Below are 16701 nucleotides of genomic sequence, written 5' to 3' on the forward strand. Positions count from 1 at the left end.
TTGCACCTTGGGGTTTACTTTTTTGGGGCGTCGCTTAAACTATACCCGACGGTTTACTTTTTGGCAAATTCGCTTGCAAACTAAGGCAGTTAAATGGCCTTTACCCGTATTTTAACGCATTTATCGGCTTACGTCTTGGTGGTTGGTCTCTTGATAGGGGGGCTGGGCGGTTGCTCACCCCCAGAGAAAAAAGCCGAAATTCGCAAACCGCCGCGACCTGTTTCGGCCATCACCCTGACTACGACGCGTCCTGGAGTCGATTCGGAGGTAACCGGCTCGGTAGTTTCTTGGAAGACGGAGCAAATCGGGTTTGAGGTCGATGGACGCGTTCGTCAGGTGATCGAACCCAATGAGCAGATCGAAGGTCGCCTGATTGCTCAGAACGGAAAATCACAGCTTCTATCAGCTGGCACGCCGCTGGCTCGCCTGGATGACGAGCGATTCCGTATTGCGGTGCAATCCGCCCAAGCAGCCGTCGAAGTGGCTCGGCGACAAATCGAAGCGGTGCAAGTCGATATTGAAGAACGTATCCCGGCCAGCATCGCGGCAGCCGAAGCCGAAAAGCAATTAGCGGTAATTGAGTTGGACCGCACGCAAAAATTGTATGAAAAATCGGCCAGCACCCAGGCGGCGCTGGATCAAGCCAAGACCACGATGGCGACCGCCGACGCGAATGTGGCGCGGGCCAAAGCCGAGCTTTCGGCGCGGCGCGCCGAGCTCCGTTCGAGCGAAGCGCAAGCGCTGCAAGCCGAGCAACAGTTGGCCGACGCAAAGCGAGATCTGGAAGATGTCGTCCTCTATAGTTCGTTTCGCGGACAAGTTGCTGAGACGCTTGTGCTACCTGGCAGTTATGTCAAAGCAGGCGATCCGGTCGTGACGGTGCAGTTGATGGATCCTGTCTCGATCGAGTTTGAGCTATCGGCGGCGGCGTCACGCAATTTTCAGCATGGCGACTCTTTGCGGATTTATACGATTAATCCTAGCAGTCCGCGCCAAGAGCTGTGCGGCTTTGTCTATCTGACCGACGCAGTCGCCGATCCGCAAACGCGAACCTTTACTGTCAAACTGCTGGTTCGCAACGATCAGGTGCAAATGACGCCGCCGACCGAGTTAGAGGGATCTCCAGTAGCGCGGACCGTCGATCTTTGGCCTTTAAACATCGGTCCAATTCTCAGCGGCGACGAGCGGCTGTTTGTCGAAGCAGAATCAATCCATCGTGATTCGCAAGGCGCGTTCGTATGGAAGGCGACCAATCGACACATGGGAGAAATTGCGGAGAACAAAAACCGCGTCTTGACCGTGGAAAAGATTCGCGTCGACGCCCAGGCGGTCAGCGTGCCGTTTTTGGGGAACTGGAACTTTGTGCCGGTCACGATTCAAAGCGATCAAAACTTTGATCCCCAGCGCGATCTGATCGCCGGCAAGATGATTGTCGAAGGTCAAAGCGTGGATGACTGGAACGGCGACAAGTTGCTGTACGATCGCGGCGGTTGGCTGCTGCGACCCGGCGATTTGGTGCGTGTCGAACTTTCGCAAGAGTCGGCCAGCAGTGGGTTGTATGTGCCGATGAAAGCGCTGCGGCACGCCAGCGGTCAGGCGTCGGTCTTTGTGGTTGATCGCTCGACGCCCCAACGCCCGGTCGCCAGAGAAGTGTTGGTCAATATCGCAACTGCTGATGCGGCGCTGCGGCAAGACGCCGCCCTCCAGCGGATCGAACCGGTCGAGCCGGGCGCGCTGGTCTCCGGCGCTCAGCTGATTGTAGAAGGAACGCACTATCTGGTCGATGGAGATGAGATTGTGTTGATCAAAAAGCCGGGAGCCGCCGAGTGAAATTTCTACCTGAATTCGCCATCAAACGGCCGACGGTGGTCGTTTCGATTGTGCTGATGACCGTCGTCTGGGGCATTGTCAGCTTTATGACGATGCCGCGGCGTGAAGATCCCGACTTTACGATCAAGGTTTGCGTCGTCGCCACGCGGTGGACCGGCGCATCGGCTCAAAAGGTCGAAGAGCTGATCACCGATCCGTTGGAAGAAGCGATCGACGGCTTAGAAGAAGTCAAGCTGCTCCGTTCGACTTCGAGCAACGGACTGTCAACGATTTTCGTCGAGCTCGAAGATGCGCTGCCGGGAAACAAAGTCGACGACATCTGGGACAAGGTCCGTGCCCGCGTCCGTAATGTTCAGATGCCCGAGCCGAACATCACGCCGTACGTCAATGACGAGTTCACCGATACCAACATTATCTTATTCGCCGTGCATCAAAAGCCGCTGGCCGGCGCTGACAAGATTGATCCGGCGTCCGCCTACTCGCCGCGTGATTTAGATCTGTTCTCAGAGCAAATTCGAGACGAACTGCGGCTATTGCCAGGTGTCGCCAAAGTCGATCGATTTGGGGTGCTGAATGAAGCGATCTATATCGAAACCGACGCCGGGACCTGGTCCAAGCTGCAACTGACCTCCACCCAATTGAAGCAACTGGTCGAGGCGCGCAATATTGTGGCGCCCGGTGGAACCATCGACGCCGACGATGGGCGGTTCTACGTGAAACCTGGCGGTGAACTCGACGCGGTGCAGGAACTTGATTCAATCATCGCCGCGCTTTCCCCCTCCGCTAGCGCCGCCAACCATGTCTATCTTGATAGTCTGGGGCTTAGCGTCCGCCGCGCTTATCTTGATCCGCCGCCGCTGCTCTGTCGTTACGGCGATAGCGAGCTAGAGCAATCCGCGGTAGTTGTCGCGGTAACGATGAAGTCGGGCTCTAATATCATTGAGATTTGTGACTCGGCCAAAGCCAAAGTCGACCACATGCAAAATGTCTCTGGCGTTTTGCCCCCGGACTTGGGCGTGACGATCATTTCGGATCAATCGGACAGTGTGAAAGGGCGCATCCGAGATGTGATCATCAATATCATCGAAGCGATCTTGATCGTCATCGTGCTCGTTTATCTGGTGGTCGGTTTTCGCACCGCCGCCGTGATGGCGGCGAACATTCCGTTTGTCGTACTGGCCTCGATCGGCGTGATCACGTTGTTTGACGTGCAGTTAGAGCAGATGTCGCTAGCCTCGATGATCATCGCGCTGGGGCTGTTAGTCGACAATGCCGTGCAAATTTGCGATCAGGCCCGCACCAATCAAATCGCCGGCATGTCGCCCACCGCAGCAGCTGTATCGGGCGCCCAGATGTTAGGCGCATCGATGCTGAACGGGACGTTGACCACGATCGCCGCTTTCGTGCCGATGCTGATTGCGTTGGATGGCGCCAATCGAGAGTTTATCTATGGCTTGCCGGTGACGCTGTCAGTGATGCTGGCGATCAGTTGGATCTTGGCGATGACCTTCTGCGTGATTTTGGCGGCGGCGTTTATCCGCGCCCCTAAGGATCCATCGAAACCATCCGCACCGATTCCATGGCTGATGGTTTGGTGCGCCAAGCGATTTCGCAAACAGGGACATCCGCACAGCGAAGGGCAGGGGATCGTTTACGAAACCTATGTCTTGCTCGGGCGGATTGCGATGCGGTTCAAGTTTGTGACGATCGGGCTGGCGGTGTTGATGCTGGTCCTGGCGATGCGTTTGCCGGTGGGCAGCGAGTTCTTTCCGCTGACCGAGCGTGATCAGTTTGTCGTCGAGATCTGGTTGCCAGAAATCGCTACGATCGATCAGACCGACACCGTCGCGAAAGAAGTCGAAACGATGATTCGCAAGCTGTCGCCGTATGTCGACGCAGATGGTAAAGAGCAGCAGCGCTTGGATGGGATGCGCACTTTGGTCGGGGGAGGCGGATCGCGCTGGTATCTCTCGTGGGAACCAGAGCCGCCCAAGCCAAACTATGCCGAGATCTTGATTCACACGACCAGCGGAAAGTTAACGCACGAGTTTGCCGAGAGGCTGCGCGCCGTCGCGCAGCGCGGAGATCAGCAGCTTGGTTTGCAGCCAATTGTGGGCGCTCGTGTGGTGCCGATTGAGCTGTTTTTGGGGCCGCCGGCCGACCCCGTCGTATTGCGTGTGGTGGGGGATGGTTTTGCTGATAGGAAACGCCTGCATCAAGCGTCTGACCAAGTGAAAGCGATGGTCGAAGCGCAGCCAGAAACTTGGGATGTGAACGACTCGTGGGGTGTCGAAGGATATCAATTGGCGGTCAACGTCGATCCTGATAAAGCCAGCTTGTCGCGGGTTGGTAACTCACAAATCGCAGAGACGCTAAACGCCTACTACTCGGGACGATTGCTGACCACCTTCCGCGAAGGGGACCATCAGGTTCCGGTCTACTTTCGATTGCGTCCCGAAGGCCGACGTTCCATCGCCGACTTAGAATCGGCCTACGTCGAAGGAGACGCCGGCAAGATTCCGCTCTCGGCAGTCGCCAGCGTCTCGGCCTCGTGGGAACCGGCGATCATTGAACGTCGCGACATGAACCGGACAATCGAAATTCGCTCTCGCGTCGAGACAGGCGCCTCTGGCAATGACATCACGATGCGCGTGATGAACTCGCCCGAGATGACCAAATTGGTATCGCAGTTGCCGCCTGGCTTTCGGGTTGAGATCGGCGGCGCCATGGAAGAATCGATGAAAGCCCAAGGGAAGATGCTTAAATCTTTTGGGCTGTCGTTTGTCGTTATCGTGCTGCTGCTGATCATTCAGTTCAACAGCTTGTCCAAGATGCTGGTGATCGTTGGCACCTTGCCGCTTGCGATGATTGGGTCGATCTTTGGTTTGTGGCTTACCTCTAATCCGCTCGGCTTTATGCCGCAGCTTGGCGTGCTGTCGCTGTTTGGCATTGTGCTGAACGCAGGGATTATTTTCATGGAGTTCGCCGACATTGTGATTCGCGAGCGCGCTGAAAAAGCGACCGGCGGTCCGATCCTGGGATTGTCCAAAAATCAGTTTCATGATGCGTTGGTTGAGGCCGGCCGGCAGCGTCTGATGCCGATCTTTTTGACCACCGCAACCACGGTGGGCGGTTTGTTACCGCTGGCGATGGCAGGCGGTCCGCTGTGGGAAGGGATGGCCTGGCTAATGATTTATGGCCTGATGGTCGCGACGCTGCTGACGTTATTTGTCATTCCGGCCTTGTATGCCGTGGTGATCGAAACATTTGGTTTACGCCCGTTTGTGAAAGCCGAATCGCCGGTTGGCGGCGATTAAGAAATACCAAGCAAGGGACTATCGCTCATTGCGATGAGCGTTGTTAGAGAAGGGTTGCATCGAGGGCTTGATGCAACCCTTTTTGTTCTAAGCCCGATTCGCCATTATTGGTGTTGGGTTATTCACGAAGAAAAAGAATGGAATGCGGCTAAACCACGGAGGGAGAGCGGAAAATCGCGGCAGGAATTAAATCGAAAACGTCCACACTAGCCCGCAGCGCCAGCGAGGGAATACGGTTCACCACTTCAAGCCGGGTTAGCATCTCCAAACGTATTCCCTCGCCGGCGCTGCGGACAATTGTTCAAGCGGTTCGAAATCGCGCACCTAAAAACTTGCGCAGCAGGCTACGAAGCGAGCTTTGGAATCCCTGTCCAACGTTGGTCCCCACAGCAAAGCCTATTTTTTCTCTCGGCATTCGGCCAAGGCCAGCAAGGCGAAGGAGGTCGCTAGGTTCGCGTCTCCTTCGAGCCATTGCGTGTTACTATTGGCCCACGAGCCATCTTCTTTTTGGCGTTTCGCCACTTCAGAGATTAGTTCTTTGCGCCAATCATGAGCGACGCCCGAAGCGTCGGTGATGGTCGGTTGTCCCAGCGCGTCGAGCGACTTGGCGAAGGTTTGGTAGTAATAGTAAACGCCGGCTTGACCCATGCCGGGATTGGCGGTGACGTCAAAGTTTTTTTGGACGTACGCCAGCACTGCTTTGACCCGCGGGTCATCTTTGTCGACGCCTGCATAGATCATGCTTTTGAGCCCGGCGTATCCCATGGATCCATAGCTGCGGAGTCCGCCGTCTGGCGTACCTCGATCTCCTTGATCGCCGCTAACCGCAGGCGTGTAATAGAAACCGCCGTCGTTGACTTTGCCGGCAAACTTGGTGGTGTTATGCTCGCTCTCCAAATTTTGGCAGCGACTAACAAAGATCAGCGCCTTTTGAATCGCTTCGTCATCTTTATCCGCGCCGCTCGAAACCAGCGCATCCATCAGAAAGGCGGTGTTCGACAGGTCTGGCCGGGTTTTGCCGCTGTAGCCTGAGCCGCCGTAGTTGACGTCTTCTTCGCCCACGCCGTCGGTGTCAGTGATCTGCACTCCGCGGACATACTGTTCGGCGTTTTTGACGATCGTGTCGTACTTGCCCGAAGCGTTCGCTTTGTTAAAGCAGATTAGCGCGATGCAAGTTTCGTAGTTCTTTAGCCGCCCATTGGCCGCGTAGATGCCGCCGTCATCCCGAACCGCTTTTTCAAGATAGTCGAGGCTTTTGGCGACTTGCGGATCGGTGGCGCTGCGGCCATGTTCTAACAGAGCCAACGTCGCTAGCGCTGTGGGACCGATACCAACCTGGGAACTATACGAGCCATCTTCCGCCTGGTTAGCGCTGAGGAACTTCACTCCTTGGGCGACCACCGTGTCATAGTCGGCATCCGCAGCCGAGACGCTGCCGAAGGCGCCCAGCGCTAAAGTGATGGCCAACAACGGCAGCACGCCGCTGAGATACTTGCGAGCGACAGTGGGGTTCAGCAACATACGATTCTCCATTGGGAATGCAGAGCAGGGGAGCGATGCGTGAGTTTTGGCCTAAATAGCAATTGCCGCGCCAGGCTGAATAATCGTCATAAAGTGGCGAGGTCGCTGCACGGTTACCTATTATTTGTACCTTGGTTTCGGCTGTGAGTATTGGTTGTCGACGGAATCGACACCTCTGTCGGGTTGTTCGACAAAGCGAGGAGCGGTGATTTTTTGCCACAACAACAAGTCGTAACCTAAAATAGAGGACCCACCTCGGGGAACTTGCGCGTTTTAGCTACCTCGGAAAATAAAACCATGTCCCGCTTTGCGTTACTTGCCGCTTTGATCGTCTGGGGATTGGCCGCTGCTCCGCTATTGGCGGCTCCGCCCGTGGATGAAGTCGAAATTGTCGACATGGACGAACTTTATGAGTTTGGACAGTTGGCCGCGACGTTAGCGACCTATCGCCCCAATCCATATCTGTACGATGACGAAGCAGTCAAATTGCAGGCCATCGCTGATTCGTTGGTTGGCCGCGAAGTGGAGTTCACCGCCGGCGTACGCAACTTTGATTGCGACGAGGTGATGATCAACGTGTCATGGGCTGGCCGCACTTTAATCGCAATGAAGCACGATTATCCACCGCTGTACGGCACCAACGAGACCCGGGTTTATGAACCGATGGATCGCCGAAATTGGTTCGTACAGCCGGTCGGTCTGCGAATCGGTCACGAGATTCCGTTTTCGTTGGTTCGCAAGCTCAATGTCGGCGATGGACTTGTCTTTCGCGGCAAGATCGCTGCGGCTCCGACCTGGCTTACCTGTGACATGTTTTTCCCGTCCGTGGGAGTGATTGTTACGGACTGGCGCATCGTGGCCGCAAATCACAACGTTATTGAAATCGATCTCGAAACCAGCAATCCTGATTAGTGGATCTTGTCTATCGTCCGTTGCTCTGAGCGGGATGTTCTTACGGCGTCCTTGCAGGGACTTTTTGGGCGGGGGCGCAATAATTTGCCAAGATCGCGCGAAATAGCCGCCTAGGTTGCAAAAAACAGCCGTTCTTGCGGCAACGCGTCAGTCGTCTCTGATCGGGACCTAGTGTAAGATAGAGTGCTTGGGCGACTGTTGACGGTCGTCGCTATGCACTGTTTGCAAGTTGTTACTCTCAACCGGAACTGAGATTCATGCGAATTGCGTCTGCCTGTTTGATTGTCCTGCTGTTGGCTGTTTCGACTGCGACGGCTGCCGAAAAGCTTGGCATTTCTAAGACAAAACCAGCCGAGGGCCCGTTTGTCGAAATCGATGGCGGCTTTATGGTTCCTTACGAAATCGATGTTCCCGGCACGGCTGTCAAGTTGTCGATGGTTCCTGTGCCTGGCGGGACACGCGTCATGGGTGAAGGGGCCGCCGCCTATACGGTCAAGATTGATCCGTTCTGGATGTCAAAGACCGAAACGAGCTGGGCTCACTACAAAGAGTTCATGCAGTTGTATGACATTTTCAAGAAGATCGAAGGCAACGGTGTTCGTTTAGTGACCGACGACAACAAAGTCGACGCGGTGACGATTCCGACTCCACTATACGAACCGAGCTTCACCTATGAGAACGGCGAAGACCCCAATCAAGCGGCGGTCACCATGACGCAGTACTCGGCGATGCAGTACAGCAAATGGATGAGCGGCGTCACCGGCAATCAATACCGTTTGCCGAGCGAAGCCGAATGGGAACATGCGGCCGCTGGCGGCGTCAAAGGACCCTACTCCTTTGGCGAAGTTGATAAGATCGACGACTACGCTTGGTATGTCGAGAACTCGGATGGAGCTCAACAGAAGGTGGGCGAGAAGAAGCCCAACCCGTACGGCTTGCATGACATGCACGGCAACGTGTGGGAATGGGTGTTGGACGCCTACACCGAAACGGCCCCTGAGGCGCTGGCCGGCAAGACCGTCACCGTCGCCGAAGCGATTCAGTGGCCGACCGAGCCGTTCCCGCTGTGCACCAAAGGTGGATCCTGGGATGACGACGCCGAGAACTGCAAAGTAACCTCGAAGTTGGGCTCTCACGATGACGATTGGAAAGCCTCAGATCCTAACATTCCGCTGAGCCCGTGGTGGTTTACCGAGTACCCGGCGACCTGTGTCGGCTTCCGTTTGATTCGCCCGCTGACCGAATTGCCAAAGGCCGAAATGGTCAAATACTGGGACTCGCTCCCTGAGTTTCTCCAGTTGGACGTCAATGATCGCCTGAGCGGCGGCCGCGGCGTGTTAGGACTGGTTGACGAAAAATTGCCCGCGGCGATTAAAGAAGTCGCCGACTAACCGTCGCTAGCGACATCCTGGTGCAAAACGCAACGCCGCGGGTTATCTCGCGGCGTTATTTTTATGCAACCCTCAGATATTGTAGGTTGGGTGCAGCGGAGCGAACCCCAACAATTCGCTCGCAAGGTCCAGCGTGAGTTACGCCAAAAATCATGCTGTGCTTGGTTGCTATGCCCAATGTTCCGCGATCTTTTTGCGGAGGAAATCGGCGCTGCGGCGAAGTTGGTCGATGCCGTCGACTCCATCCTCGATGCTGATCCAGCTGTCAAAGCCTTGGCTTTTCAGTTCGCGGAAGATCGCGTCGTAATCATTCAGACCTTTCCCGATCTCGCCGTGCGCGAGTCGCTTGGCGTAACCGACCGAACCTCCTTCTTCGCGCCGTAGATCCTCCAGCGTTCCTTGCAGCAAATAGCGATCGCTAGCGTGCATCGTAACGACGCGATGCGAAACCCGTTTCAGCAGTTCTATTGGATCATCGCCGGCTAAAAACGCGTTGCTGGGATCGTAGTTGACGCCGAAGTTGGGGTGATCGATTGCCGCGACCAAATCGCAGAAGACCTCCATCGACTGGGCGAACTCGGGATACTCCCAGAAATCATCCTTGTAATGATTCTCAAGGATCAACGTGATGTTACGTTCCGCCGCATACGGCAAGCAGGCATAAATGCTGTCTGCCGCCAGCTTGACTCCTTCGTCCATCGTCAGCTCTGGACGCCGTTGACCGCTGAGGACGCGGCAATAACTGCCGCCCAGAGCATAAGTCATATCAATCCAACGCTTTTGCTTGGCGATTTCGGTTGCTCGAAATGCGGCGCTGGGATGGGTGAAGTCGGGCGAGCAACATAGCATCGGGATCGTCATGCCTAGCTCTTCAACCTGGCGCCGCAGCACCGGCCAATTTTCGGCGTTGGCGACTTCGATAAAGCCGGCATAAAATTCTAGGCCGTCAATGTCGAGCGTCTTCGCGAGTGCAAACCACTCCGACAGCGTCATCGTGCCATCTTTGACAAGGGCCTGCATGTACGCTTTGGGAAAGGCGGCGAGCTGGGGCATGGGCTTGATCGGGGTGAAAGTGAAGCGGCAGTAAGTGCATCTGCTTAGGTGGAGATGGTCGCAGCGTTTTTCGGCGGGTTACGACCGATAAACGGATGCTGCTCTAGGTCGAGTACTTGTCCGCTGATCGGTCCGCTTTCGTCGGCCAGCCAATAGATGGCGGCCGCCGCGATTTCGGCAGGCCACAAAATTCTGCCGGCTGGTGCATACACGCTAGGCAGCTGAGCGTACCAGTCCTCGCTCAGGCCTGCAGCCAGTTTTCGCTGCTGCTCGGCTTCGGTCAACGTCCAACCCGGATTGATTTGGTTGACGCGGACTCCCTCTTCGCGCATTAGGGTATCGCCCAGGTTACGCGTCATAGTCATTAGCGCTCCTTTAGAAACACTGTACGGCATCAGATTGGGTTCGCCGCAGTAAGCGTTGACGCTGCCGATGTTAAGCACGCAGCCGTGCGTCTTTCGAAGTTGCGGCAAAGCGGCTTGGATCAGACGAAACGGCGCCAACGTATTGACTTCGAGCAGCTGCCGGAAGAAGTCAACGCTGGTCGTATGAATGTCGCCGCTCGCGATCAACGCCGCGTTGTTGACCACCGCGTCCAGTTTGCCAAACTTGGCAACTGCCAGATCAACCAAACGCTGGGGGCAGCCCTCTTGGGTAAGGTCTTCGATATGCAGCGTGGCTTGAGCGTCGCCAAGCTGAGTCACCAGTGCTTCACCTTGGTCTTGTTCTAGGCCGCTTAGGACGACCGCTGCTCCTTCTTCTACGCAGCGCAGCGCAATCGCTTTGCCGATCCCGGTGCAACCGCCAGTGATGAGGATGACTTTACGGGGAAGACGCATGTTGTTGCCTTATATCGGTTTCAGCACGGACTTCACCACTTCGCCGTGGTGCATCTTCTCGAAGGCTTCATGCCACTGGTCAAGCGGCCAGACTCCACCAATGATCGGTTGGACATTCAACTGTCCGCTAGAAAGCAGCGCCAGCACTCGTTCCCAGATGGGCCAGTTGTGGCTAAAGCTCCCTTGCAGGGTGATGTTCTTTTGCACAAGCGGATCCAGATTAAAGCCCAGCGGTTGCGGGCCCCAACCAACTTTGCTAATCCAGCCGGCTGGCCGCACAATGTCGATCGCAATCTTGAGGGTTGCACTGGCTCCAGCGGCATCAATCACTCCATCGCAGCCCAAGCCGTCGCGCTGACGCGCCCAATCACGGGGGTCGCCGACGATGCTTTCGCACCCGTAGTTATCGACTGCGATTTTTAAACGCTGCCGATCTGCTTCGAGCCCCACCAAAGCAACTTGGGCGCCGCATAATCGCGCCATCGCGGCGCACAAAATGCCGATCGTGCCGGGCCCTAGCACCACGACGCGATCGCCAGGTTCGATTCGCGCGTTACGCACGACGGCGTTAAAAGCGACGCAGCAAGGTTCGGTTAGACACGCGTGTTCAAACGGCAGCGAATCCGGAACCGTATGCAAGATGCGGGAGGGCGCCCGAACATATTTTGTCATCGCGCCGTTGACGCCGTAGCCAAAGCCCTTGCGAGTCGGATCCAAATTATACTTGCCGCAGCGCGACATCGGATTTCGCTCGTCGATGATCGCAGCGGTTTCGCTGACAACGCGGTCGCCGACTTGCCAGCCTTCGACTGCGGAACCGACTTCGACGATATGCCCGCCAAATTCATGTCCTAGCACGACCGGATAATTGACCGGCCAAGAGTGATCCGCCGTCCATTGATGCAGGTCACTACCGCAGACGCCGACGTTGGCGACCTCCAGCAAGACATCGTTCACGCCGATTTCCGGTTTTTCGATTTCGCGAATTTCGACGGCCCCTTTTTCAGGAGCAAAGTTAACAACAGCGGCTGAATGCATGGTGGTCGATCCTATCCGACTTCCTGAGAATGAATCGCGTCACAGATCAACCGCAGTGATGCAGCCAGATCTCCGTCCGCGGTCTTAAACGCATCTGCATCGATCGTCAGCGGAGCACCCAGCACGACCAGCGGAGCGCCATATTGAGGACACGCGATTGCCTGTTCGAGCGTGAGCCCGCCGACAGCTTGCACCGGAATTTTGACCGCACCGACCACTTCGCGCAGTTGGTCTAGCGGGCTCGGCATTCTCTTGCCGCGAGCCGCAATGCCGCGCCGCTCGTCGTAGCCAATGTGATGAATGACATAATCGCAGCCCAAATCTTCGAGCCATTTAGCGCCTGCGACCATGTCTTCACACACCATGTTGTCTCCCATCACTTGGCAGCCAAAGTCGGCGCCGGCTTTAACCACGCAGCGGATGGTCTCGGCATGGGCGCGAGCCATTACGACGACGTGCGTTGCACCTGCTTTGGCCATCATTTCGGCTTCTAAATAGCCGCCGTCCATCGTCTTCAGATCGGCCACGATTGGGGTGTCGGGAAACGTCGCGCGAAGTGCACGGACGCCGTGCAATCCTTCTGCCAAAATTAACGGAGTGCCTGCTTCTAGCCAGTCGACGCCTGCCGCTAGAGCTAGGTGCGCTGTTTCGAGCGCTTCGTCGATATTGGTGAGGTCGAGCGAGATTTGCACAATCGGGCGCATATTGGTCTTTCTAGAACGGATCAGTGAGGCTGCGAACTACTCGGCCGACAGGTCGCGGATCCGAATATTGCGGAACTTGATATCGTTTGGCTGACCATGATCCTGAAAGCCGATGTAGCCTTCCAAAGGACGATCTTTGACCGGCGTCTGGCTCAAATCGACATCGATGATCTGCTCGCCATTCAGTTCGACCTGGCACTGATTGCCGATGTTGGTCACCACCATCCGATTCCACTCGCCCGGCGGGCGCGACATGTTTTTGCTTGCCGCAGCGCTGGTGCTGACAATGCCGCCGTGATCGTGAGAGCTGAGCGCTCCTTCCTTCTTCGATGAATCCAAAATTTGCACTTCAACCCCTTTGCCAACCGGATCCTTCATATCGGCGACGCGGAAGTAAAACCCGCTGTTGCCGCCGGCCGGATAGGCGTACTCAAAGTCGATCACAAAATCTTTGTACTTCTTCTCGGACCATAGATACGCGTCGTAACGCGTCCACCCTTTTTCTCCTTCACGCGGCTGAATCAGGAGGGATCCATCCTCCTGCGGAATCCAGTTGCCGGTCGTCTTCCAACCGCTAAGGTCTTTGCCGTTGAAAAGCGAAGTGAACTTCGATAAGTCGCGAAGTTTCAGATTACGCCAACGGACTTCATACGGTCCCTGGCCAGCGCCTATGCCGTGCACTTGAAGTCCGATGAAGCCTGACGGGTGCGACTTGAAACGCTCGACATGCGTTAGGTCAGAGATCATGTGGCCATTGATCCAAGTTTGAATGTGATCCCCCACCGCGACTACGCGATACTTATTCCACTCGCCATCGATGAACTGATCGTGCGGCTTGCGGTCAGCATCCGGCGTCATCCAACCGCCAGCCGATTCGCCATAGATATAGCCAGCCATTTTGTCGAGGGAGATTTCGACTTGCGGACCGTTGACGCGTCCCGTGGCGGTTCCTCCTTCGCATTGCGAACGAATCTGCACGCCAGAGTTCAATTGCGGATCGACCTTCACTTCAAACTGCAGTTCAAAGTCGCCATACAGTTTGTCCGTACAAAGAAACGAATTGGGACTTCCCTCGTTGGTCTTGCCGACAATGCAGTCTCCTTCGACACGGTAAGTCGCTGTACCGTTTCGCTGCGTCCAGCCCGAGAGGTCTTTGCCGTTAAAAAGAGATGTCCACTCGCCCTCAGCGGCGTGCGCGCTGGAAGCAGCGCAGAGCAATGACAATACAAGGAATGATCGGATCGTGGGAGCGAGCATGATGGGGATTCCAATAGGCAGGAAATTGTAAGCTGCGCAAATCGCAGTTGTGGGGGCAACATCGCACACGACAATAGTTCCACTCTACCAGAACCCGGCACGTTCTCTATTCTGGAATATTGGAAACTGTTTACAATATATTGGAACCTGGCATCCCGGCTTGCGAAGCCGCACTTGCCCTGTTAGAGCCGCAAATGTCCAAACGCGAAGTCGCATTGATCCTGAACATTAACAAACCGTATGGCCGCAAAGTGGTCGCCGGGATCGCTCGCTTTACGCGCACTCACGGCGGTTGGCGGCTCTATGTCGAAGATGAACCGCTCGCGAAGATCCCCAACTTGCGGCGCTGGAAAGGACAAGGGATCATCGCCGACATGGATGATCCGCAAGTCCTAGAAGCAGTGGATGGTATTAAGATTCCGCTGGTAAATATCGGGGGCGGCGTGCTGAGCCCAGCGTGGCGCAACGACGCTCCGTACGTGACTTCTGACAACCCTGCCGTCGCGCGACTAGCGGCCGAGCATTTGGTGAATCAAGGGTTTCGTAGTTTTGGCTATTGTGGGATTCGACAAACGCTGTTCAATCCATGGTCGAAAATCCGGGGCAAAGTCTTCACCCAGGCGATTCATGACCGAGGTTTCGCTTGCTCTGAATTTTATGGACGCCATAGCAGTGCGCGGCAATGGGAAGCGGTTCAAACCGAGATTTGCAACTGGCTGAAGCCGCTGCCGCTGCCGGTCGCGATCTTCGCGTGTAACGATGCGCGAGCGCGACACGTCCTCGAAGGATGTCGCCGCGTCGGGCTGCGAATTCCCCAAGATGTGGCGATCTTGGGCGTAGACAATGATGAGCTAATGTGTGATCTCGCGAACCCGGCTCTCTCGAGCATTGCCTTGGGGACCGATCAGATTGGTTACTCGGCGGCCCACTTGCTAGATAACCTAATGGTCGGCAGACGCATCGCGTCGCGACGGCGAGCTTTGAAGATTGAACCGATCGGCGTAGTGACCCGCGAATCGACCAATACAATTGCAATTGCCGATCCAGAGGTCGCCAGAGCGGTTGAATATATCCGCGCTGAAATCAGCAGCGGCGTGCAGGTGCAGGATGTGGCGAAAAGGGTCGACTTGTCCCGTTCGACGCTCGACAATCGGTTTAAGCAGATCCTTGGCCGGACTGTCCATGACGAGATCGAGCGCGTGCGCTTGGCGCGAATCAAAGATCTGCTGGCGACCACCGATGACACGCTAGGAGTGATTGCCCAACAAGCCGGCTTTGGTTCTGTTCAATACTTGGCGACCGTCTTCCGCCAGGAGACGGGACAGACCCCAGGCGAGTATCGCCGGCACTCTGCAAAGGCGTAGCTTAGGCCAAGATTTCGGTAATCACGTCCCCTTCGACATTGGTCAGGCGTTGATCAATTCCATTATGGCGGAAGGTTAGCTGCTCGTGATTCAGTCCTAGCAGATGCAAGATGGTTGCGTTGAAGTCGTAGAGTGGATGGACGTTTTCGACCGCTTGCATCCCAAACTCATCGGTGCTGCCGTGACTCACGCCTGGTTTGACGCCTGCTCCGGTTAGCCAGCAGGTAAAACCATCGGGGTTGTGATCGCGGCCCTGAGAGCCTTTTTGAAACATCGGCATGCGACCGAATTCGGTACACCAGACGACCAGCGTATCTTCTAGCAGTCCGCGTTGCTTGAGATCGCGTATTAGACCGGCTGCAGGCTGATCGAGAATGTGAGCGTGCTTGTCGTATTGCTTCTTCAGTTCGTTATGACCATCCCAGTTCAAATCTCCACCGCTGGCGTAGGCGCCGTTGAAGAGTTGGACAAAGCGAACGCCGCTTTCGACAAGCCGGCGAGCCAAGATGCAGTTTCGAGCGAACGCTGCTTTTGTCGTATCAGGCGAATCGGCGCCGTACAGTTTGAGGATATGCGGGGGCTCGTTCTCCAGGTTCATCACATTCGGAATGCTCAATTGCATCCTGGCCGCCAGTTCGTAGCTCGCGATTCGAGCGGCTAATTTCGAGTCATTTCGGTTTTCCTCAAAGTGACGCTGATTCATCTGCGAAAGGAAACGCCGCGTCGCCAGATCTTTCTCAGTCGAGATCTCAAACGGCTGCAAATGCCGGATCGGTCGCGTCGCACTAAACGGCGTTCCTTGGTAGGCGGCTGGCAAAAAGCCGGGCCCCCAATTATTCGACCCGTTTTGCGGAACGCCGCGCGGATCGGGGATCGCTACATAAGCCGGCAGTTCCTGCGTTTCACAGCCGAGCGCGTAGGTGACCCACGACCCAAGGCTAGGAAAGCCATCCAGCACCGATCCCGTCGAAAGAAAATTTTCGGCAGGCCCGTGCGTATTGCTTTTGCTGGTTAGCGAATGGATAAACGTTAGGTCATCAGTCAGTTCCGCCAAATGGGGCAACATGTCCGAAACCATTTTGCCGGTCTCGCCGCGGGGGCGAAATGTGTACTGCGGCCGCGCGAGATTTCCGGCAGGGCCTTGAAACGTGACCGGCGGACCATTCACAAGCGGCTTGCCATCTCGTTTTTCTAGCTCGGGCTTGTAGTCCCACGTATCGAGATGACTCACTCCTCCGGCGCAAAAGATCACGATCACATTCTTGGCTTGACCGGGATAGTGAGAGGGTCGCGGTTGGTAGGGACGTGAAGGATCAATCGCCGCCGTTTCCGCCGCCAGCAGGCCATCCTGTCCCAGCAGACTGGTCAGTGCAATCGCGCCCAATCCGCTTGCCGCTTCCGTCAAAAAACGACGGCGATCAAGCCAGTGGAGTGGAGCAGTCGTAGCTTGGTCAGGTCGAGACATCGATCGGCTT

At 55.9% G+C, this 16701-nt stretch carries 12 protein-coding genes; 5 read left to right on the forward strand and 7 right to left on the reverse strand.

The window, feature by feature from the left end:
* Nucleotides 1–93: 93 nt before the first annotated feature.
* Together SH421x_RS02390 and SH421x_RS02395 are read left to right on the forward strand one after the other, a co-directional pair.
* The gene (locus SH421x_RS02390) at nucleotides 94–1830 is read left to right on the forward strand and encodes an efflux RND transporter periplasmic adaptor subunit (RefSeq protein WP_488853719.1); all 1737 of its coding nucleotides are present in this window, start codon (nucleotides 94–96) and stop codon (nucleotides 1828–1830) included.
* Nucleotides 1827–5147, forward strand: a complete 3321-nt coding sequence (locus SH421x_RS02395) for an efflux RND transporter permease subunit (RefSeq protein WP_488853720.1) — start codon at nucleotides 1827–1829, stop codon at nucleotides 5145–5147. Before SH421x_RS02390 ends, SH421x_RS02395 begins: the two co-directional genes overlap by 4 nt.
* Nucleotides 5148–5543: 396 nt before the next feature.
* Here SH421x_RS02395 and SH421x_RS02400 read toward each other — a convergent pair whose 3' ends face one another.
* Nucleotides 5544–6668, reverse strand: a complete 1125-nt coding sequence (locus SH421x_RS02400) for a prenyltransferase/squalene oxidase repeat-containing protein (protein WP_488853721.1) — start codon at nucleotides 6666–6668, stop codon at nucleotides 5544–5546.
* A 297-nt stretch (nucleotides 6669–6965) separates the two neighbouring features.
* Between SH421x_RS02400 and SH421x_RS02405 the strand changes: the two genes are divergently transcribed.
* Together SH421x_RS02405 and SH421x_RS02410 are read left to right on the forward strand one after the other, a co-directional pair.
* The gene (locus tag SH421x_RS02405; RefSeq protein WP_488853722.1) at nucleotides 6966–7580 is read left to right on the forward strand and encodes a hypothetical protein; all 615 of its coding nucleotides are present in this window, start codon (nucleotides 6966–6968) and stop codon (nucleotides 7578–7580) included.
* A gap of 257 nt (nucleotides 7581–7837) precedes the next feature.
* A complete protein-coding gene (locus SH421x_RS02410) occupies nucleotides 7838–8971 on the forward strand; it encodes a formylglycine-generating enzyme family protein (RefSeq protein ID WP_488853723.1) in 1134 nt (377 codons plus the stop codon).
* Nucleotides 8972–9139: 168 nt separating this feature from the next.
* Here SH421x_RS02410 and SH421x_RS02415 read toward each other — a convergent pair whose 3' ends face one another.
* From SH421x_RS02415 to SH421x_RS02435, 5 genes are read right to left on the reverse strand one after another with little or no spacing between them, the layout of a single operon-like run.
* Nucleotides 9140–10024: a sugar phosphate isomerase/epimerase family protein gene (locus tag SH421x_RS02415; protein WP_488853724.1), complete on the reverse strand. Its 885-nt coding sequence runs from the start codon at nucleotides 10022–10024 to the stop codon at nucleotides 9140–9142.
* Between the two features lie 44 nt (nucleotides 10025–10068).
* Nucleotides 10069–10863 (reverse strand): SDR family oxidoreductase, encoded by a 795-nt coding sequence (locus SH421x_RS02420; protein WP_488853725.1) that lies wholly within the window; start codon nucleotides 10861–10863, stop codon nucleotides 10069–10071.
* A gap of 9 nt (nucleotides 10864–10872) precedes the next feature.
* The gene (locus tag SH421x_RS02425) at nucleotides 10873–11901 is read right to left on the reverse strand and encodes a zinc-binding dehydrogenase (protein WP_488853726.1); all 1029 of its coding nucleotides are present in this window, start codon (nucleotides 11899–11901) and stop codon (nucleotides 10873–10875) included.
* Nucleotides 11902–11912: 11 nt separating this feature from the next.
* Nucleotides 11913–12605: an orotidine 5'-phosphate decarboxylase / HUMPS family protein gene (locus SH421x_RS02430; protein WP_488853727.1), complete on the reverse strand. Its 693-nt coding sequence runs from the start codon at nucleotides 12603–12605 to the stop codon at nucleotides 11913–11915.
* A 36-nt stretch (nucleotides 12606–12641) separates the two neighbouring features.
* Nucleotides 12642–13862 (reverse strand): 3-keto-disaccharide hydrolase, encoded by a 1221-nt coding sequence (locus tag SH421x_RS02435; RefSeq protein WP_488853728.1) that lies wholly within the window; start codon nucleotides 13860–13862, stop codon nucleotides 12642–12644.
* 194 nt (nucleotides 13863–14056) lie between these two features.
* On the opposite strand from SH421x_RS02435, the gene SH421x_RS02440 reads away from it, so the two are divergent.
* Nucleotides 14057–15226, forward strand: coding sequence for a XylR family transcriptional regulator (locus SH421x_RS02440; RefSeq protein ID WP_488853729.1), 1170 nt, complete (start codon nucleotides 14057–14059; stop codon nucleotides 15224–15226).
* Nucleotide 15227: 1 nt separating this feature from the next.
* Here SH421x_RS02440 and SH421x_RS02445 read toward each other — a convergent pair whose 3' ends face one another.
* Complete coding sequence (locus SH421x_RS02445; protein ID WP_488853730.1) at nucleotides 15228–16691, reverse strand: DUF1501 domain-containing protein; 1464 nt, start codon at nucleotides 16689–16691, stop codon at nucleotides 15228–15230.
* Nucleotides 16692–16701: the final 10 nt, after the last annotated feature.

The sequence above is a fragment of the Blastopirellula sp. SH421 genome (assembly GCF_057808535.1).